Origin of the sequence: Mesorhizobium sp. BAC0120, from assembly GCF_033542235.1 — a bacterium.
Lineage (GTDB): Bacteria > Pseudomonadota > Alphaproteobacteria > Rhizobiales > Rhizobiaceae > JAWRCU01.
In genome coordinates this window covers 1-20,767 of record NZ_JAWRCU010000028.1, presented here as the reverse complement: position 1 = coordinate 20,767, position 20,767 = coordinate 1, and the positions used below count along the sequence as shown (strand labels likewise).

15 protein-coding genes are annotated in these 20,767 nt (G+C 62.8%); 13 read left to right on the top strand and 2 right to left on the bottom strand.

Annotated elements, in window-relative coordinates; all coding sequences use genetic code 11:
* Positions 1-24 precede the first annotated feature (24 nt).
* From SAZ10_RS31810 to clpB, 9 genes are all read left to right on the top strand, one after another.
* On the top strand, positions 25-945 hold the full coding sequence (locus SAZ10_RS31810; RefSeq protein WP_318613537.1) for an NAD(P)-dependent oxidoreductase: 921 nt from the start codon (positions 25-27) through the stop codon (positions 943-945).
* A 293-nt stretch (positions 946-1,238) separates the two neighbouring features.
* Complete coding sequence (locus SAZ10_RS31805; protein ID WP_318613573.1) at positions 1,239-2,165, top strand: ABC transporter ATP-binding protein; 927 nt, start codon at positions 1,239-1,241, stop codon at positions 2,163-2,165.
* The gene (locus tag SAZ10_RS31800) at positions 2,162-2,923 is read left to right on the top strand and encodes an ABC transporter permease (RefSeq protein WP_318613536.1); all 762 of its coding nucleotides are present in this window, start codon (positions 2,162-2,164) and stop codon (positions 2,921-2,923) included. Before SAZ10_RS31805 ends, SAZ10_RS31800 begins: the two co-directional genes overlap by 4 nt.
* Before the next feature lie 171 nt (positions 2,924-3,094).
* Complete coding sequence (locus tag SAZ10_RS31795; protein WP_318613535.1) at positions 3,095-4,369, top strand: aspartate kinase; 1,275 nt, start codon at positions 3,095-3,097, stop codon at positions 4,367-4,369.
* A 101-nt stretch (positions 4,370-4,470) separates the two neighbouring features.
* The gene (gene ptsP, locus SAZ10_RS31790; protein ID WP_318613534.1) at positions 4,471-6,747 is read left to right on the top strand and encodes a phosphoenolpyruvate--protein phosphotransferase; all 2,277 of its coding nucleotides are present in this window, start codon (positions 4,471-4,473) and stop codon (positions 6,745-6,747) included.
* Positions 6,748-6,764: 17 nt separating this feature from the next.
* A complete protein-coding gene (gene prfA / locus SAZ10_RS31785) occupies positions 6,765-7,844 on the top strand; it encodes a peptide chain release factor 1 (protein WP_318613533.1) in 1,080 nt (359 codons plus the stop codon).
* The gene (gene prmC / locus SAZ10_RS31780; protein ID WP_318613532.1) at positions 7,831-8,703 is read left to right on the top strand and encodes a peptide chain release factor N(5)-glutamine methyltransferase; all 873 of its coding nucleotides are present in this window, start codon (positions 7,831-7,833) and stop codon (positions 8,701-8,703) included. The genes prfA and prmC overlap by 14 nt, the downstream gene beginning before the upstream one ends.
* A gap of 307 nt (positions 8,704-9,010) precedes the next feature.
* The gene (locus tag SAZ10_RS31775) at positions 9,011-9,796 is read left to right on the top strand and encodes a DUF4167 domain-containing protein (RefSeq protein WP_318613531.1); all 786 of its coding nucleotides are present in this window, start codon (positions 9,011-9,013) and stop codon (positions 9,794-9,796) included.
* 203 nt (positions 9,797-9,999) lie between these two features.
* On the top strand, positions 10,000-12,612 hold the full coding sequence (clpB, locus tag SAZ10_RS31770; protein WP_318613530.1) for an ATP-dependent chaperone ClpB: 2,613 nt from the start codon (positions 10,000-10,002) through the stop codon (positions 12,610-12,612).
* Between the two features lie 179 nt (positions 12,613-12,791).
* Here the strand turns inward: clpB and SAZ10_RS31765 are convergent, their stop codons facing one another.
* Positions 12,792-13,004, bottom strand: a complete 213-nt coding sequence (locus SAZ10_RS31765) for a helix-turn-helix transcriptional regulator (protein WP_318613529.1) — start codon at positions 13,002-13,004, stop codon at positions 12,792-12,794.
* Between the two features lie 105 nt (positions 13,005-13,109).
* On the opposite strand from SAZ10_RS31765, the gene SAZ10_RS31760 reads away from it, so the two are divergent.
* From SAZ10_RS31760 to SAZ10_RS31745, 4 genes are all read left to right on the top strand, one after another.
* Positions 13,110-13,250, top strand: coding sequence for a hypothetical protein (locus SAZ10_RS31760; protein WP_318613528.1), 141 nt, complete (start codon positions 13,110-13,112; stop codon positions 13,248-13,250).
* Positions 13,251-13,815: 565 nt separating this feature from the next.
* Positions 13,816-14,913: a tetratricopeptide repeat protein gene (locus SAZ10_RS31755; RefSeq protein ID WP_318613527.1), complete on the top strand. Its 1,098-nt coding sequence runs from the start codon at positions 13,816-13,818 to the stop codon at positions 14,911-14,913.
* 210 nt (positions 14,914-15,123) lie between these two features.
* The gene (locus SAZ10_RS31750) at positions 15,124-16,542 is read left to right on the top strand and encodes a L,D-transpeptidase family protein (RefSeq protein WP_412535337.1); all 1,419 of its coding nucleotides are present in this window, start codon (positions 15,124-15,126) and stop codon (positions 16,540-16,542) included.
* Positions 16,543-16,691: 149 nt separating this feature from the next.
* The gene (locus SAZ10_RS31745; protein ID WP_318613525.1) at positions 16,692-18,305 is read left to right on the top strand and encodes an MFS transporter; all 1,614 of its coding nucleotides are present in this window, start codon (positions 16,692-16,694) and stop codon (positions 18,303-18,305) included.
* On the opposite strand, the gene SAZ10_RS31740 is transcribed toward SAZ10_RS31745, so the two are convergent.
* A complete protein-coding gene (locus SAZ10_RS31740) occupies positions 18,289-20,250 on the bottom strand; it encodes a M23 family metallopeptidase (protein ID WP_318613524.1) in 1,962 nt (653 codons plus the stop codon). The two genes, SAZ10_RS31745 and SAZ10_RS31740, sit on opposite strands and share 17 nt — an antisense overlap.
* Positions 20,251-20,767: the final 517 nt, after the last annotated feature.

Here is a 20,767-nt window from a genome sequence, read left to right as displayed (position 1 = left end):
TCCTGAGGATGAAACGAGCGACCCATGAAGGTTTTCGTGAGCGGCGCCACGGGCGTCGTCGGTCGGCGCGCTATCCCACTTCTTCTGGCTCAAGGACATTCCGTCACGGCGATCGTGAGGAAAATGCCCGATTCGGCGGCGGTCGTGCATGGCGGCCTCACATTCGTGAATGTCGACCTGTTCGATCCGGATGCGCTGAGACGCGCCGTGGCCGGACATGACGTCGTCATCAATCTGGCCACGCACATGCCCTCGGCGGCCTGGAAGATGGTGTTCCGCAGCTCGTGGAGGCTCAACGATCGTATCAGGACCGAAGGGGCGGCGAACATCGCCGCGGCAGCACGAGAGGGCGGCGCTGCGAGGCTGATCCAGGAATCCTTCGCACCGACCTATCCCGACAGCGGCGACCGCTGGATCGACGAGACGACTCCTCTCGATCCTTCCGACTACAACCGGACGGTGCTCGATGCCGAAGCGGCGGCGACCAGCTTCTCAGATGATGGCAGGGCAGGCGTGGTCCTCCGCTTCGCGGCTTTCTACGGGCCCGACGCGATTCAGGTGCAGGGCTACGTAGACGGGCTGCGCAAAGGCCTGGCGGTGCTGCCGGGCGGGGCGGACCGCTACATTTCGTCGATCTCCCATGACGATGCCGCTTCCGCGGTCGTCGCGGCGCTCGATGCGTCGGCCGGCGCCTACAATGTGAGCGATGACGAGCCGGTCACGCGCGCAGTATTCTTTGGGTCGCTGGCCGAGAATCTGGGGTTGAGACCGCCGCGGTTCCTGCCGTCGTGGGCAACGGTGCTGTTCGGCAGCGTGGGGGAAGCGGCGGCACGTTCGTTGCGTCTCTCCAACCGCAAGCTGAAAGAGGAAACCGGGTGGAGCCCGCGCTATCCGAGCGTGCGTGAGGGGTGGCCGGCCACCTTGGCCGAGATGAAAGGCAAATAGCGGACGGAGCGGAGGCTTTGCAAGGCTTCGACGCCAATGCATGCGCGGCCTCACGCTGCAAGATCATCGACACGACGCTTTCGGCTTGGTTAACGGCCGAGCCGGCTCTATATCGAGCGAACTCGCGCAGGGCCGCCGGTCGCCTATGGCATTTGGCCTGCGACAGTGCTTTAGCCAACCAGGCATTCATGGTCGACCCACGAATGCCCGCTGGATTCGTTGTTTGTCGCAAAAGCGAGGACATCTTTGCGAAACTTGCATAGGGATGGGACATGGCCCGATCGACGCCTTTCATGCAGCCGATAGTTGCAATATCCAATCTTTCCAAGACGTACTCGGCCGGCTTTCAGGCGCTGAAAAATGTCAATCTCGAGATCCGCCGCGGCGAAATCTTCGCTCTGCTCGGGCCGAACGGCGCCGGCAAGACGACGCTTATCAATATCATCTGCGGCATCGTCAATCGGACGGCAGGTGAGGTGAAGGTTGCGGGCAAGGACATCATTGCGAACTACCGCGCCGTCCGCTCGATGATCGGTTTGGTCCCGCAGGAACTGACGACCAATGCCTTCGAGACGGTGCTGGCCGACGTCACGTTCAGCCGCGGCCTGTTCGGCAAGCCGGCCAATCCCGCGTTGATCGAGAAGATCCTTAAGGATCTGTCGCTTTGGGAGAAGCGAAACGCAAAGATCATCACCCTTTCCGGCGGAATGAAGCGCCGCCAGATGATCGCCAAGGCGCTCTCTCACGAACCGGAGATACTCTTCCTGGACGAGCCGACAGCGGGCGTCGATGTGGAGCTCCGGCGTGACATGTGGAAGCTTGTCCGCTCGATGCGCGATGCCGGGGCGACCATCATCCTCACCACCCATTATATCGAAGAGGCCGAGGAACTCGCCGACCGCGTCGGCGTCATCCACAAGGGCGAGATCGTCCTGGTCGAAGAAAAGACCGCCCTGATGCGCAAGCTCGGTAAGAAGCAGCTTACACTCGAACTGCACACTCCGCTTTCGGAAATCCCGCCGGCGCTCGGCGGCCACCGGCTTGAGCTCGCCAATCAAGGACATGAACTCGTCTTTACCTACGACACCCAGGGCGAGCGGACCGGCATCACTGCGCTGCTCGACGAACTTGGCAGGGCGGGCATCGGCTTCAAGGACCTGCAGACGCATCAAAGCTCGCTGGAAGAAATTTTCGTCGGGCTGGTGAGGGGGCGGCAATGAACCTTTATGCAATCAAAGCGATCTATGTCTTCGAGATGTCACGGGCGTTCAGGACGATCCTGCAGAGCATCGTTTCGCCCGTCATATCTACAGCGCTGTATTTCGTCGTCTTCGGCGCGGCGATCGGCTCGCGCATCGATGCGGTCGAAGGGGTGGCCTACGGTGCCTTCATCGTGCCGGGGCTGATCATGATGACGCTTTTGACGCAAAGCATCTCCAACGCTTCGTTCGCGATCTATTTTCCGAAATTCACCGGCACGATCTACGAGGTGCTTTCGGCGCCGGTCTCCTATTTCGAGGCGGTGCTTTCCTATGTCGGCGCGGCCGCGACCAAATCGACGATGATCGGCCTGATCATCCTCGCCACATCGACTTTCTTCGTGCCGCTCCACATCGAGCACCCGTTCTGGATGATACTGTTCCTGGTGCTGACGGCCGTGACGTTCAGCCTGTTCGGCTTCATCATCGGCATCTGGGCGGACGGTTTCGAGCGGCTTCAGATGATCCCGCTCCTGATCGTCACGCCGCTCGCATTCCTTGGGGGCAGCTTCTATTCGATCTCAATGCTGCCTCCGGTATGGCAGACGGTTTCGCTGTTCAACCCGGTAGTCTACCTGATCAGCGGCTTCCGCTGGAGCTTCTTCGGCAAGTCCGACGTGAGCATCGGGATCAGCCTCGGCATGACTTTTGCTTTCCTGGCGATCTGCCTCGGCATCGTCGCGTGGATCTTCAGGACCGGATACAGACTGAAGAGTTGAATGGGAGGCGAGGCTCGCTGGCAAGGGCGGTTGCAGACGCGTCCTTGCGCGACCAGGCTGTTTTGGCTAATGAGCCGGCGAATTCCGCGCCTCGGCAAGCCGGGGCGCTTTCGTTTCAACAGGCTCCCGGCTTAACTGAGCGGCAGCCTTCAGAAGGTTCGCTCCGGGCCGATGGCGCGCATCGTGATGAAATTCGGCGGGACGTCCGTCGCCGATCTCGACCGCATCCACAACGTCGCGCGCCACGTCAAGCGCGAGGTCGACGCCGGCCATGAGGTTGCGGTCGTGGTTTCCGCAATGTCGGGAAAAACCAATGAGCTTGTCGGCTGGGTCCAGGGCATCCCCAAGGCGACGGGCGCCAAAAGCCCCTTCTTCGACGCGCGCGAGTATGACGCAGTCGTCGCATCGGGAGAGCAGGTCACGTCCGGCCTGCTCGCGATCGCTCTCCAGTCGATGGGGGTCAACGCCCGCTCCTGGCAAGGCTGGCAGATCCCGATCCGTACCGACAATGCGCATGGCGCAGCCCGCATCACCGACATCGACGGATCCTTCCTGATCAAGCGTTTCGGCGAAGGGCAGGTGGCGGTCATAGCCGGCTTTCAAGGCCTGGCGCCGGATAACCGCATCGCCACGCTCGGCCGGGGAGGCTCGGATACCAGCGCGGTAGCTATCGCCGCGGCGGTCAAGGCAGACCGCTGCGACATCTATACCGATGTCGACGGCGTCTACACGACGGACCCGCGCATCGAGCCCAAGGCCCGGCGGCTTTCGAAGATTTCGTTCGAGGAAATGCTGGAAATGGCTTCGCTCGGGGCCAAGGTGCTACAGGTCCGCTCGGTGGAGCTGGCGATGGTGCATCGGGTGCGCACCTTCGTGCGTTCCTCCTTCGAGGATCCGGACGCACCCGGCATGGGCGATCTCTTGAACCCGCCAGGTACGCTCATTTGCGATGAGGATGAAATCGTGGAACAGCAGGTTGTCAGCGGTATCGCCTACGCCAAGGACGAAGCCCAGATTTCACTGCGCCGGGTGGCGGACCGACCGGGCGTGGCCGCCAGCATCTTCGGGCCGCTTGCCGAGGCAAACATCAACGTCGACATGATCGTCCAGAACATCTCCGAGGACGGCAAGTTCACGGACATGACCTTTACCGTGCCGTCGGGCGACATCGACAAGGCGCTCGCCGTGCTGGAAAAGGTCAGACAGACCGTCGGGTTCGACGCCGTACAGTCGGAAGCCGGCATGTCGAAGGTCTCGGTGATCGGTATAGGCATGCGAAGCCATGCGGGCGTCGCCGCCACCGCCTTCAAGGCGTTGGCCGACCGCGCCATCAACATCCGTGCGATCACGACCTCCGAGATCAAGATATCCATATTGATCGACGGACCGTATACGGAACTTGCGGTTCGTACTTTGCATTCCGTTTATGGTCTAGATAAGCAGTAGCTGGAAAATAGATTCGAGCGATGGCTGGCGGCCGCTCCTGACCTATCCCTCTTCGACGGGCTCAGGGCCGGGGCGCAAAACTGGCTGGTGGGCGTTGGAGAATGTCGACACGTGACATGGCGGCAGGTCCGCGCGTCCTACTGAAGCGCCTGCGCGAGCTGATGGCGGAGCCGCTCGAGCCGCAGGCTCGGCTCGACCGCATCGTGCGCGAAATCGCCGCCAACATGGTGGCCGAGGTCTGTTCGCTCTATGTTTTGCGTGCGGATGGGGTGCTCGAACTCTACGCCACAGAGGGCCTCAACCCGGGTTCGGTGCACCTTGCCCAGTTGAAGCTCGGGCAGGGCCTGGTCGGCACGATCGCCGCAAGCGCCAGGCCTCTCAATCTGCCGGACGCGCAGACTCACCCGGCCTTCGCCTACCTGCCGGAAACGGGTGAGGAGATCTACAACTCCTTCCTCGGTGTGCCGGTGCTGCGCGCCGGCCGTACGCTGGGCGTTCTGGTCGTGCAGAACCGCACCAAGCGGCACTATCGCGATGACGAGCTCGAGGCGCTGGAAACGACCGCGATGGTGATTGCCGAGATGATTGCGACCGGCGACCTTGCGAGACTGACGCGTCCAGGCCTGGAGCTCGACCTCAGGAAGCCTGTCAGCCTTGCCGGCCACTCCTTCAACGACGGGGTCGGGCTCGGCCATGTGGTGCTCCACGAGCCGCGTGTCGTCGTCACGAACCTCTTCAACGAGGACAGCGACGAGGAAATAAGCCGCCTCGACGAGGCCCTCGGTTCGCTCCGGCTCTCCATAGACGACATGCTGTCGCGCCGCGAAGTTGCCTTCGAAGGTGAGCACCGGGCCGTGCTCGAAGCCTACCGCATGTTCGCCAACGACCGCGGCTGGGTGCGCCGGCTGGAGGAGGCGGTGCGCAACGGCCTTACCGCCGAGGCGGCGGTCGAGAAGGTGCAGAGCGACATGCGCGCGCGCATGCTGCACATGACCGATCCCTATCTGCGCGAGCGGATGAGCGATTTCGACGACCTTACCAATCGGCTGCTCAGGCAGCTGATGGGACGCGGCCCCGATTTGCTCGCCGATACGCTGCCGAAGGATGCCATCATCGTCGCCCGCTCGATGGGTGCGGCCGAACTGCTCGATTACCCCCGCGACAGGCTGCGCGGCTTGGTGCTCGAGGACGGGGCTGCTACCAGCCATGTGGTCATCGTTGCCCGGGCCATGGGCATTCCGGTCGCCGGGCAGGTGCCCGGCGCCGTGTCGATGGCCGAAAACGGCGATCCGGCGATCGTGGACGGCGACGACGGCAAGGTACATCTGAGGCCGCAGGCCGATCTCGAAAGCGCCTATGCCGAGAAGGTTCGCTTCCGGGCGCGACGGCAGGAGCTCTACCGCGAGCTGAGAAATAAGCCGGCGGTCACGCCCGACGGGGTGAAGGTCACGCTGCTCATAAATGCCGGGCTGGCGGTCGACCTGCCGCAACTTGCCGAGTCGGGGGCAGCCGGCATCGGTCTGTTCCGGACCGAGTTGCAGTTCATGGTCGCCTCGACCTTCCCACGCGCGGAGGCGCAGGAGCGGCTCTATCGCGACGTGCTCGACGCGGCGCGAGACAAGCCGGTCACGTTTCGCACGATCGATATCGGCGGCGATAAGGTGCTCCCCTATTTCAAGAACGCTACCGTCGAGGAGAATCCGGCGCTTGGCTGGCGGGCGATCAGGCTCACCCTCGACCGGCCCGGCCTGTTGCGGACGCAGATCAGGGCATTGCTCAAGGCGGCAGGCGGACGCGAATTGCGGCTCATGCTACCCATGGTGACCGAGCTTTCCGAGATCGCACAGGCGCGCGAGATCATCGATCGCGAGGTGCGGCACCTGTCGCGCTTCGCGCACCATCTGCCCACAAGTCTTAAACTCGGCGCGATGCTGGAGGTGCCGGCGCTGATGTGGCAGCTCGACGAGCTTATGGCGGCGGTCGATTTCGTCTCGGTCGGCTCCAACGACCTGTTCCAGTTCATCGTGGCGACGGATCGCGGCAACACACAGCTTGCCGACCGTTTCGACCCGCTGTCGGTGCCGTTCCTGCGCGTGTTGAAGCAGATCGTCGATGCCGGCGAGCGGACGGGCACGCCGGTGACGCTGTGCGGCGAGCTTGCCGGCAAACCCATTTCGGCGATGGCGCTCATCGGTATCGGCTACAGGGCCATTTCCATGTCGGCCGCGGCCATTGGCCCTGTCAAGGCAATGGTCCACGAGCTACCCTACGCGGCGCTGAAAGAGATGCTCGACGATACCTTGTCGAAACCGGCGCGAGGCCGCAACGTGCGCCGCGAACTGCAATCCTTCGCCGACGCTTACGGCATTCCCCTTTAGCTCACTATTTGTACGCCATGATCAGCCTGCCACACGATCGGATGGACCAGCTCGTCAAGCGATTCGACATGCTCGAAGCGCAGATGGCTGCTGGTCCTTCGCCGGAAGCCTATGTGAAGCTCGCCTCCGAATATGCCGAGGTGGAAGAGATCGCGGGCAAGATACGAGCGCTGAGATCTGCGGAAAAGGAGAATGCCGATCTCGAGGCGATGGTCGCCGACAGGGCGACGGACGGCGAGATGCGTGCGCTGGCGGAAGCCGAGCTCCCGGCGGTGCGGGAACGCATCGAAGGCCTGCAGCACGACATCCAGATCCTGCTATTGCCGAAAGATGTCGCCGACGATCGGAACGCCATCCTCGAAATCCGTGCCGGCACGGGGGGCGACGAGGCATCGCTCTTTGCAGGCCACCTTTTCCGCATGTATGAACGCTATGCGGCCAACCATGGTTGGAAGGTCGAAGTGGCCTCGGCCAGTGAGGGCGAAGTCGGGGGCTACAAGGAAATCATCGCCACGGTCTCGGGCAAGGGCGTGTTCGCGCACCTGAAGTTCGAGTCAGGCGTCCATCGCGTGCAGCGCGTGCCGGTCACCGAAGCGGGCGGTCGCATCCACACCTCGGCGGCCACCGTCGCCGTTCTGCCAGAAGCCGAGGAGGTGGATATCGAAGTGCGGCCGGAAGACATCCGCATCGATACGATGCGGGCCTCGGGCGCCGGCGGCCAGCATGTGAACACGACGGACTCGGCAGTGCGCATCACCCATCTGCCGACGGGGATCGTGGTGACCCAGGCCGAGAAATCGCAGCACCAGAACCGGGCGCGTGCCATGCAGATCCTGCGCGCCAGGCTCTATGACCTGGAACGGACGCGAGCTGCCGAGGAGCGCTCGGAATCCCGGCGATTGCAGGTCGGTTCCGGCGATCGGTCCGAGCGTATCCGCACCTACAATTTTCCGCAGGGGCGGGTAACCGATCATCGCATCAATCTGACCCTCTACAAGCTCGACCGGGTGATGGAGGGCGACCTCGACGAGATCATCGACGCGCTCATAGCCGATCATCAGTCGAAGCTGTTGGCCGATGCCGGTGCCGAAGACTGAGGGAGCGGCGACACTGGCAGCCGTGCTCGCTGAAGCGCGGCGGCGGCTGGCGGCCGGCGATATGGACGATCCGGCGCTCGAAGCTCGAATGATCGTCGAGCATTTCACCGGAACGGCGCGGAAGGACGCGATCGCCACGCCGGAGCGGTCGGTATCCGCAGGAGAGATTGCCAACATTGACGATGCCGTCAACCGGCGACTGGCAGGCGAGCCGGTGCATCGCATCTTCGGCTGGCGTGAGTTCTACGGGCTCCGGCTCAAGCTGTCGCCCGACACGCTGGAGCCGCGGCCCGACACGGAGACGCTGGTCGATGCAGTGCTTCCATTTGTTCGCGAAACGGTCAGGCGGGAAGGGCACTGCCGTGTCCTTGACCTCGGCACCGGTACCGGTGCGATTGGGCTCGCGATCGCGGCGCAAGTGCCGGAGGTAATTGTGACCGCAACCGACATTTCGGCCGGCAGCCTTGCCACGGCGACCGGGAACGCGGCTCGCCTGGGGCTGGCGGCTCGGTTCATCCCACGCGTTTCGGACTGGTTTTCGGCCGTCGACGGAAAATTTCATGCAATCGTCTCAAATCCTCCCTATATAGAGGCTGGAGCGATTGCCGGACTGCAGCTGGAAGTGAGGTTGCATGACCCCGTAAGGGCGCTGGACGGCGGAGCTGACGGGCTTGATGCCTATCGCGCAATCGCTGCCGGGGCGCCGGAACATCTCGACGAGAACGCGATTATTGCAGTCGAGGTAGGCGAGGGACAGGGGAGAGACGTTGCGCTGATATTTTCCGAAGCCGGCTTTCGAATGGCTTCGGCACATCGCGACCTCGCGGGAACCGAGCGGGCGCTGGTGTTTGGGGGATGACGTGGCATTTCAGCGCGTAACGAAAAAATGCTTGGCAATACCAGGGAATGTGGATAGGGTCCGGCCACCGGATGAAACGAAGCAGGCAGTGCTGGAAACGATTCGGTTCCCGTTGAAAACAACTGCCTAACTGCGTGAACAACGCCGCGACTTCGTGCGGGGATTGTCCGGCAACTGACTGAGACCAAACCAGAATGGCATGTGACGCGAGCGCGATCTTGCGCGCGGACACCGGCAGACCAATACCGGACGGAAGGCATATGACGTGCTCCGTTCGCGGTAGCATTTCAGAGCTTAAGAGAATCGAATGAGGCCACAACAGCAAAACAGGCGCATGCGCGGTCGCAACAACAACAACCGCAAAGGCCCGAACCCACTTACGCGGAATTATGAGAGCAATGGCCCGGACGTGAAGATCCGTGGCTCCGCCCAGCAGATCGCGGAAAAATATGCCACACTCGCCCGTGACGCCATGAGCTCCGGCGACCGTGTGATGGCAGAGAACTACCTGCAGCACGCAGAGCACTACAACCGCATCATTGCCGCCGCCCAGGCGCAGATGCCTATACAGCAGTTCCGTGACAATCGCGACGATTTCGACGACGATCTCGACGAGGAGCGCGAAGAGCAGCAGCCTGAAAATAGCGGCTTCGCCGAGAGCCAGCAGCAGGCTTTCGTCAACGGCAGCAGCCCGCAGCCCGTGATCGACGGTACCCCGGCTGAAGTCGCGCTCAATCCGGAAGCCGCCGGCAATGGCGGACAGCAGCGCGCCGACAAGCAGAACGGGAACCACAACGGCCTCAACGGCGAAGAAAATTATCCGCGCCGCAACCGGCGCTCGCGCCGCGGCCGCGGCCGTCCCGATTTCGAGCAGGGCGGCGATCAGGCCGGCGAGGGCGAGGCAGGGCGGGCGGCCGAGGGCAGCAATGCTCCCCAAGAGGCCGGCAGCGACGAACCCGTGAAGCCGACGCCGACCCGGCGTGGCAATGGCGAATCCGTTGCGCGACAAAAAGAGGAACCGAACGAGCCCGTAAGCGAGGCGACGGCGCCGGCGGCTCAGGGTACGGAGGCGGCGCCAGCCTCGCAGGACTGACGCACGCGAACGAGATTCGGATCAAACAGCAAAAAACGGCGGGAACCTTCCCGCCGTTTTTTGCTGTTTGACGCCTGTCAATTCATCTTGAGCCGAACAATGACAATCCCCATATGGCGAGCGTTGGGCCTGCCGCCAGGAGGCCCGTCGCCAGATGCTGATCCGGTGCCGCGAAGCGGGCCGGTGAAGGAAGGGAGACATAGATGAATCTTGAAAAGTACACGGAGCGCGTCCGCGGCTTCATACAGTCCGCGCAGACGGCAGCGCTTTCCCGCAACAACCAGCAATTCACCCCCGAACATCTTCTGAAGGTTCTGATCGACGACGACGACGGCTTTTGCGCCTCGCTCATCGAGCGCGCCGGCGGCCGCCCGCGTGATGTGAAGCTCGGCGTCGAGGCTGCGCTCGAAGCGCTGCCCAAGGTCGAAGGCGGCAACGGCCAACTCTATCTCGCGCAGCCGCTCGCCAAGGTCTTCACGACCGCCGAAGAGCTCGCCAAGAAGGCCGGTGACAGCTTCGTCACGGTCGAGCGCCTGCTGCAGGCGCTTGCCATGGAGAAGTCGGCAAAAACATCTGATATCCTCGCCAAGGCCGGCGTCACGCCGCAGGCCCTGAACGAGGCGATCAATGACATCCGCAAGGGCCGCACCGCCGATTCGGCGAGCGCCGAGCAGGGCTATGACGCGCTGAAGAAATACGCACGAGACCTGACCGCGGACGCCCGTTCCGGCAAGCTCGATCCGGTGATCGGCCGCGACGACGAAATCCGTCGGACCATCCAGGTCCTGTCGCGCCGCACCAAGAACAACCCGGTGCTGATCGGCGAGCCGGGCGTCGGCAAGACCGCAATCGTCGAGGGCCTGGCGCTCCGGATCGTCAATGGCGACGTACCGGAATCGCTCAAGGACAAGAGCCTGCTCGCGCTCGACATGGGCGCGCTGATTGCCGGCGCGAAGTATCGCGGCGAGTTCGAGGAGCGGCTGAAGGCCGTGCTCTCCGAGGTCACTGCCGCTGCCGGCAATATCATCCTTTTCATCGACGAGATGCACACGCTGGTCGGCGCTGGCAAGGCCGAAGGCGCGATGGACGCTTCGAACCTCTTGAAGCCGGCGCTCGCGCGCGGCGAGCTGCACTGCGTCGGCGCGACCACGCTCGATGAATACCGCAAGCATGTCGAGAAGGACGCAGCGCTCGCGCGGCGCTTCCAGCCGGTATTCGTCGACGAGCCGTCGGTCGAGGATACGGTTTCGATCCTGCGCGGCATCAAGGAGAAGTACGAGCAGCATCACAAGGTTCGCATCTCCGACTCGGCGCTGGTTGCAGCGGCTACGCTCTCCAACCGCTACATCACCGACCGCTTCCTGCCCGACAAGGCGATCGACCTTGTCGACGAAGCCGCCTCGCGCCTCAGGATGCAGGTCGATTCCAAGCCCGAAGCGCTCGATGAGATCGACCGGCGCATCATGCAGCTCAAGATCGAGCGAGAAGCACTGAAGGTCGAGAAGGACGAGGCTTCGAAGGACCGGCTGCAGCGGCTCGAGAAGGAGCTCGCAGGGCTCGAGGAAGAGTCGGCATCGCTCACCGCCACATGGCAGGCCGAGAAGCAGAAGCTGGGGCTTGCCGCGGAACTCAAGAAGCAACTCGACGAAGCGCGCAACGAACTGACGATTGCGCAGCGCAAGGGCGAGTTCGCTCGCGCCGGCGAGCTCGCTTACGGCAAAATCCCGGAGCTCGAGAAGAAGCTCAGGGAAGCCGAAGAGCGCGACAGTACCAAGGGCTCCATGGTCGAGGAGACCGTGACGCCGGACCACGTCGCGCAGGTTGTCTCGCGCTGGACCGGCATCCCGGTCGACAAGATGCTCGAAGGTGAACGCGACAAGCTCCTGCGCATGGAGGACGAGATCGGCAAGCGCGTTGTCGGCCAGGGCGAAGCGGTGCAGGCCGTCTCCAAGGCCGTGCGGCGCGCCCGCGCGGGGCTGCAGGACCCGAACCGGCCGATCGGCTCGTTCATGTTTCTGGGCCCGACCGGCGTCGGCAAGACCGAGCTGACCAAGGCGCTCGCCGCCTTCCTGTTCGACGACGAGAACGCGCTGGCGCGCATCGACATGTCGGAGTTCATGGAGAAGCATTCGGTCGCCAGGCTGATCGGCGCGCCTCCGGGCTATGTCGGCTATGAGGAGGGCGGCGTGCTCACCGAGACGGTGCGGCGCAGACCCTATCAGGTGATCCTGTTCGACGAGATCGAGAAGGCGCATCCAGACGTGTTCAACGTGCTGCTGCAGGTGTTGGACGACGGGCGGCTCACCGACGGCCAGGGCCGCACGGTCGACTTCCGAAACACGTTGATCATCATGACATCCAACCTCGGCGCCGAATATCTGGTCAATTTGCGCGAAGACCAGGACGTCGATGCGGTGCGCGACGAGGTCATGAGCGTGGTTCGGGCTGCCTTCCGGCCGGAGTTCCTGAACCGCGTCGACGAGATCATCCTGTTCCACCGGCTGCGCCGGCAGGACATGGACAGGATCGTCGAGATCCAGCTGAAGCGGCTGGAGCGGCTGCTGTCGGACCGCAAGATCACGCTCAAGCTGGACGAGGATGCGATCGACTGGTTGGCGGGCAAGGGCTACGACCCTGCCTACGGCGCTCGGCCGCTGAAGCGGGTGATGCAGAAGGAACTGCAGGACCCGCTCGCCGAGAAGATCCTGCTCGGCGAGATTCTCGACGGCTCCACCGTTGCCGTGACGTCGGGGTCCGACAGGCTGAACTTCCGGTCGCGGCCGACAGTTGCGGCGGAGGCCGAACAGGCCGCCTGACATAGCGCACCCGACGCCGTCGGATATGCTCCTGGCTTATCAAGCCCCGGCGAGAAGCTCGCCGGGGCTTTTTTGAAGGCTGGCAGGCTTCGGTCGCATTCTTCCGCTGCCGCGGGATCGTTGACAGGCTGCCAGTTCGCGTCTGCCGCTCTCCTCCTCGGCATTCCACCAGACACGGCCTAGCTGCTGGCCAAAACAAATACGGTCGGCAGGTCGCTTTCAGAGATTCGCAAAGCCGACAAGATCCGGCGCAATCTCGGAATATCGACCTCGTCGTCACGCTCCATCTCGGTGATCTCGCCGACCGAAAGGCCGCAGGTCAATGACAGTTCCTCGACCGTGTAGCCCATCGATGTGCGGATGGTCGTGATGACATTGGTCTCGGCGCTCATCGGGCCCTCCGTCTGCGAGAATGGTGAGGCGATCTTAGAATGCTGCACTGCAACTCCCTTGTGATGTCGAAAACTCGAGCGCAAAACCCGATGATGGAGCGGCCCGTGCCGCTCTATGTCTTTGATTATGCATTGGATTTATCCGAAAACCGCTTCGCATTTTTCGGTCCGATGCTCCAGGACGCGGACGAACGCCTCGCCGGCCACTCGAACGGCTGGTCGGCTGCGGTCGGCCCGCCAAATTGATCCGCCTCGTCGGCAGCGTTATGCTGCGGCGGAATCATGAATGCCGCCGCAGCTTCAACAGATGACTGGATGGGGTCTCGTATGTTGAAGCTGCGACGGGGTCTCGTGCCAAGCCCGACACGTGACCAACCTTATGCCCTTGATGCGAAGTTCCCGCCCAACTTCTCGCGTCAACCATCCGGTATGCAAAAGGCTGGGGGGAGGTTATCTCCAATCGTCACGCGATTGCATTGACCATGTCAGGCCAAATCGGGACAAACCATGCAAAATGACACAGTTCGCTGACGACGATCCACGCCTGCAGGGCTGGAAAGCGATCGCTGCCTTTCTCGGGAAGACGGAAAGGACCGCAAAAAGATGGGAACGCGAACATTGCCTTCCCATCCATCGAGTCGACGATCGGACGAACGCTACCGTCTACGCATATCGGTCCGAGCTCGAGGAGTGGCTTCGCAGACCCGCCCGGACCAGAACGCCGCAATCCGACACGCCTGGCAGGCCGCCGGCAGCGCCTTGGCGATTAGGTGGAGCGCGGACATCGATTTTGTCGGGGCTCGTATTCGGCGTGCTGCTGGTCGGCGCTGTTGCCACCACTGCTATTTTTGCCGGCGCCCCGGCCCCTGCACCTGCGAGCGATGTCAAATCGGAAGTATCGAAGGCACGGGATTTCTTCCTTTCGGGGATCTACCAGCTGGCCCTGCGCACGCCTCATAGCCTGGAACGCGCAAAGCAGGACTTCAGGCAGGCCGTCCGCCTCGATCCAAAATCCGACGAAGCTTTGGCGTGGTTGGCAAAGACATATGCAGTGATCGGCGAGGCCGCCCAACCGGCCCAAGCCGCTGACGCGTTCACGCTGGCGAGGTATTGGGCGGACAGGGCGCTCAGCGCAAACCCCAGGAATGCCGAAGCCATTGCCGCATCAGCTATCGTGGCGCTTTACGGCAGCCGGAACGTCGCCCTCGCCGGTCAACTGTTGGAACAGGCCCTGGCCATTTCCCCCAACTCCGCAGCCGCCAATCACTGGTATGCCGTGGCGCGCATGTACCAAGGCGATTTCGATATCGCCCTTGGCCACATTCAGAAGGCGCAGAACCTTAGTCCACGCTCGCCTGCCATTCGCGCCACCAAGGGACGCATACTTGCGCTTCTGGGCCGCTCTCAGGACGCCAAACGTGAGCTGACCGATCTGATCGAGAGCGCCCCGGAGTTTGCCGCTCCTTATCGTTACATGGCTGGTCTGGACCTTGTCGAGGGACGATCTGCTCAATTCCTGAAGAACATGGAAGCGGTGGCGCGGATACGCAAAGACACCCCACTTTCCGCCATGATCTCGGCTGCGCAGTCGGGCGTTCAAGAGGGCGGAGCCGGGGTGACTGCGACGAAGATCCCGGAATTGTTCGCCGGGCAAGCCGGGCAGCCGGGCAACCATGCCTATCTCCAGGCGAGAATTGCGGCCCTGCAAGGGGATCCCGAGGCCGCTATCGCGTATCTGGAGCAAGCTCTCGCGCTACGCGAGCAAGCTGTTCTGGCGATAAATATAGATCCAATCTTCCGCGAAATGCGCAATTCGGACCGGTTCATCACCATCGTGCGCCGTCTTGGGCTAAGCCCTGGCGAGCCCGTTCTGGCAAATACGGATCCGGTCGCCAGCAACACGAATTAGCCAGAACCAAAGTCCCTCGATCGGCGTTTTGAACGTGGTTCGGATCGCCATTTTCATGCCCGGTTCATGTTGATGGTGAGATCGCTTATTGGCGGGCAGGGATGATTCACGTCGCCGGGCCGGGGCATAGGGCGACAATATCGGAGAGCATTGTTGGAAAAATTCGTCTGGACTCTTGTCATAGTGCCGGCGCTATTGGCTGGGCTGCCGATGTCGCAAGCTGTCGCTTCGACAGGGCAAGATCAAACGGCCTCCTTCACAGGAAGGACGGATTCGCGCAGCGCGAACACCCCGCCGCTGCTGCAACTCGCGCAATATGGCAATGTCGAGGTCTATACCGACCAGTATGGCCGGCGCGTCATCGTCGACGCTTTCACCGGGGAGGTGGTCGGAATCGAGCGGCCGGGTACGTATCGCAGCCGGGAGGAGTACCGGCGCATGATGCGGCGCCGGCAACTCGATCGCGATCCGGATTTCGGCTACGTCAACCCAGACGAGGATGTTCCCTACAGGCCGAGGCCATATCGCAATGGCCGGCCTGTCGACGAGTACCAAGCCTATCCAGGCGACGGCCCGGATGAGGTGTATCCAGAAGCGCCCCAGGGGGTCTCGCCCGAGACGCTGCAGGCCTACCCCGAGGAGCCGGGTGGTCCGGAAATCGTGACTCGCGACCCCATCGAGCGGCGACCGCTCGGCAATCCGACGATTGAGAACGGAACCAACGACGGTGGAACCATCGGCAGCGAAACCGGACCCGGCGCAACACAGCCCGGCCTCGCCTTCGGGGTGCGCGACGATGTCGCTGCGCTGCAGGTATTGCTGGACCGCAAGGGAGCTTCGCCGGGCGTGATCGACGGTCGCTTCGGCTCGAATCTCGACAAGGCGCTTGCCGCCTATCGCGAGATTACCGGCGACAACCTGCACTCGACGGACACGGCGAAGATCAAGGCGGACCTGGCGGCGAGCGGCGGCGATGCCTTCATCCAATATACGATCACGCCGGAGGACGCCGCGGGCCCCTACGTTGCCTCGGTCCCCGAGGACTATGGCGCGAAGGCGAAGCTTGATCGTCTCAGCTATACTTCGGTCTCCGAAATGCTCGCCGAGCGCTTCCATATGGACGAGAGCTACCTCAAGTCGCAGAACCCCGGCGCCAATTTTTCGCGACCAGGAACAGTCATAAAGGTCGCGAATACCGGGCGCCAGGTTTCGACGGCCGTCGCGCGGATCGTCGCCGACAAGCGCCAGAAGCAGGTCCGGGCCTACGATGCGGCTGGCAAGATCGTCGCCGCCTATCCGGCCACGATCGGCTCGTCCGACACGCCATCGCCGTCCGGCACGCATGCGGTGTCCCGCGTCGCCTTCGACCCGGAATACACTTACAATCCCAAGCTCAACTTCAAGCAGGGTGAAAACGACAAAATACTGAAGATCCCGCCCGGCCCGAACGGACCTGTCGGCTCGATCTGGATCGCGCTCGACAAACCGACCTACGGCATCCACGGCACACCTGAGCCCTCCAAGATCGGCAAGAGCGAGAGCCATGGCTGCGTGCGGCTCACCAATTGGGATGCTGCCGAGCTTGCAAAGCTCGTGAAGCCGGGTGTGCCCGTGGAGTTCGTGGATTAGCAGGAGCGGCTTAGCGCAGGATCATTCATCCTGCTCTAGTTCTTTCCTCTCTCGCGAACTTATCAGAAAACTCTGCAACTTTTCTGGATTGCCGACTGGGTGATCTGTCGCCGCTTGCCACCGCGGCCTTTCAGCCTATGTGGCGTGCCATGCATTATCCTATCCGGCCCGCCAGGCAGTCGTGGGCACGCTTCGACGCGACGGCTCAAGCCGAAGCAGACGACACCTTCTGTCCGCAGCCACGCCGGCGCTTCGTTCTCGTTGCAGCCATCCTGGCCTCGGCGCTCGGTTTCATCGACGGTTCGGTGGTGTCGATCGCCATCCCTGCGATTCGCAGCAATCTCGGCGCGTCCTTTGCGGACGCACAGTGGATTTCCAACGCCTATGCGCTCACTCTCTCGGCGCTCATTCTTCCAGGGGGCGCGGCCGGAGACAATTTCGGGCTCAGGCGAACATTCACGGCGGGTATCGCGCTTTTCGCCGTCGCCTCGATCCTGTGCGCGATCTCGCCTGGTCCGACGCTTCTCATCTGCGCCCGTGCCGTGCAGGGAGTCGGGGCGGCTTTCATGGTTCCGGGCAGCCTCGCCATTATCGCAAAGGCCTATCCGAAAAAGCAACGTGGCAGAGCGATCGGCATCTGGGCGGCTTCGTCGGCGCTCGCCACTGTGCTTGGGCCTGTTCTCGGCGGCTTTGTGCTCTCGGCATTCGGCGACAGTATCTGGCGTGCGATCTTCGCCATAAACCTGCCGCTCGGTGGAGTGGCCATCTACCTGCTGCTGGCGAAGGTGCCGCCGGACGCGGCCACCGACCGGCGAAAGCTGGACCTGACCGGGGCGGCTCTGGCGACCATGGCTTTCGGCGCTCTTGCCTATGGCCTCACCGCCATGACGGCGAAAAATGGTCAATTGTCGATCGGCTGGCCAGCAGCCTTCATATTGGCGGGGGTCGTGCTCCTGGCAGTTTTCATCTTCTGGGAGTGGCGGCAGGAGCAGCCGATGGCCGACCTCTCGCTGTTTCGCAGCCTTTCCTTCGCCGGCGCCAATGCCTCGACCTTCTTCCTCTATTTCGCCCTTTCGGCGATTCTCTTTTACCTGCCGATGCTGCTGATCGCGGGCTGGGGACTGAGTGCGGCCGAAGCCGGATTCATCTTCGTGCCGCTTTCGGGCGCAATCGCCCTGCTGTCAGGACCCATGGGCACGCTTGCGGATCGAATCGGGCCGCGATTGCCGATCACCGCTGGAAGCCTCCTGGTCGGTGCCGCCTTCGCCGGATTAGGAGCCGTGACGGGAGCCGGCTATCACGGCTTCTGGTCCGCGATATTCCCGATGATGGTGGTCATGGGATTCGGCATGGGGCTCGTAGTCTCCCCGCTATCGACTGCGGTAATGACTTCAGTCGAGGACAAGGACACCGGCGCGGCGTCGGGAATCAACAATGCTGTTTCTCGCATCGCCGGCCTGATCGCGGTCGCCGCGATGGGAGTCGTGGCCACGGCACGCTATGCCTCGAAACTGGGCGAACACTCAGGGACCTTGCCAGGCTTCGGTGAGGTCGCCAGGGCTCTCCCCGCCGAACTTGACGCGCAGCGGATCGCCGCGAGCGACGCCGCCTATTCGGCAGTTGCCTGGGTCACGTGCGTGCTCTGCCTGCTTTCCGCCGCCATTGCATGGATGACCGTTCCGGGTACGCCGGCAGCCACCGCAGATTCGCGGCAAAGTACGGAAACCCGAAGCGCAGCCCAGCGAGTCAGTCGGTCAGCTTGACGCTTGCGACGTTCAGCGATGGATCGTTCTCTTCCCTAAGGAGCTGGTCGATGCGGTCCCGCTCCTGCTTGAAGGCGACGAGATCGTCGCCCTTGAGCACTTTGTCGTTCGGCAGGCGCACGCGCATGGGGTCGACCTTCGTGCCGTTGACGATCAGCTCGTAGTGGAGGTGGGCGCCGGTAGCGAGACCGCTGGCGCCGACATAGCCGATCACCTGGCCTTGGCGCACCTTGGCGCCGGGCTTCACCCAGCTCGCGATCGCGCTCTGGTGGTTATAGGAGGTCTCGTAGCCGTTGGGGTGACGGATGATGGTCTGGCGGCCATATCCGCCGGCCCAACCAGCCTTTTCGATCACGCCATTACCGGCGGCGAGAATCGGCGTGCCGGCCGGCGCGGACCAATCGACGCCGGTGTGCATCCGCACATAGTCGAGAATCGGATGCCGCCTCGCGCCAAAACCCGACCGGAACTGACCCGTCGGAACGGGCGTGCGCAGCAGGAACTGCTTGGAGCTGCGGCCCTCTTGATCGAAATAGTCGACGCTGCCGTCCGACGAACGGAAGCGATAGAAGTTGCGGGTGCTGCCGCTGAAAGTGGCGGACACATAGAGAAGCTCCGACTCGTCCGATACCTGATCGTCGCCGTCGGGCTGTGAGAAGAACACTTCGAGACGGTCGGTCGGGTTGAGCCGGGCCTGGAAGTCGACGTCGGAAGCAAGCAGGCGAATGAGCTGCTTCGTCATCGGCGCCGACATGCCGTAGGAAAAGGCCGCCTGATAGATGCCATCATAGACGGTCGGCAGATCGCCGCGCGTGCGCACCGCCGCCGGCGTATCGTCGAAAGCCGTGGCAAGCTCCGGATTCGGCTCCGGCTCCTGGGCCGGCACCAGCTGATCGCGATCGTCAAGCGCGATCGTCAATATATGCGTGGTGCGGTCGTAGACGCTTGTACGCACGACTTTCGGCGCGTCGCCATGCACGAGGAGGCCGACGCGGAGAACCGTGCCCGCCTTCAGCGCTTCGCTGTTCAGAAGCTTTCCGATCGCCTCGGCCATGCCGACCGCGTCGTCTCCGTCATAGCCGGCCTGCGCCAGAGCGTCCTTAATGTTGCGGTCTTCTGTGAATGGGATGATGTCTTCCGCATAGGCGCTGCTGTCCTGATCGACCGGCGGCCGCGGGGCGACCGATACATTCTCCTGGACGATCTTGACGCCGTAAGAACTGGCAAGCGCTTCAGCATCGGACGTGCCGAAACGCTGCGGGTCGACATAGTGCAGGGCCGCTACCTGCACTGCGCCATCGCTCAAGACATCGGCCGTCTGGCGAACAACTTCCTCGACCTCGTCTGCAGAAAGCGTGCTGCTGCCGTCGAACGAGACTGCGTCCAGCGGAAAGTCGACAGTCTTGATGCTCATGTCGCTTTCGCCCTTCGCGTCGAACGTGATGTTCGTCGCGGCCTGCTGGGCGACTTGCTGCAACTCACCGTCTTCTGAGGCGATGGCGAACGGATCGAAGGGCGGATATTTGCGGTTGCTCTTGTGGCCCGCGGCAAGCGCCATCTTGATCTGCACGTAGGGCATGGTGCGGACCACATCATGGTCGCCGACACGCGTGGCGGTCGGTATTTCCATGTGCCTGCGGTCCTTGGCGCGCGCGATCTGGTGCGGCGGCGAGAGGCGGGTCGTCTTGGCCTTCTCGCCCGATTCACCATCATCCGCGGCAGCGGCGAGCTTCATGATTTCTGGCGGGGTGGCGAGCTGCTCGCGCCCATCGAGCGCCGCAATCAGCGCGACGCCCATCAGGATCGTCGAGGTCACACCGGTCAGGAACGTGCCCGACAGCCAGCGCGCTGAAATCTCCCGCTTGTCGGGCGGGCCGCTACGGCCGTCGGCTGACAGCGGCGGCTCATTGCCGAGCTCAGCTATAGTTGCCTCGGTTTCATTCATTCAGAAAAGGCGACTTCCCCAACCCGACTTGTCGATAAAATAATTGTTGCCGGACAATTGCCTGCCGGGATGGGCGAAGTCAATGAAGGCGGGCGCCGTTCATCGTGTTTACCCCTCCAAGCTCTGCCCTCCCGCTATGCGCCTGCCGGCTCATGTCCCCGCGGGAGGAGGTGCATTCATCAGCCGGCAATGGGGCCGCAATAGGGCTCCTTTGTGGCACGGTCGAAGACGGTTGGAACATTGAACCTGCGGCAGGCTGACCCCACATAAGAGCGTACCGGCGCTGTGGACATATGGGCGCCCAGGGAACAGGTTAGGCATTGCCCTTGGGGCAGCCCGGACGCCAATTCGGGCTGGCAACGCGTCGTCGCAAAAGTTTCAAAAAAACTGCAAATCGCTGTTGACATGGAAAGTGGGTGCCGCCTATATACGCCCCACAACGAGGGCGGCGCGCCGCTGGCGACCAGAAAGTTCGCCCTTGTGAAATCCAAGAGAGCCGCGTGAGCGACACTCTGCG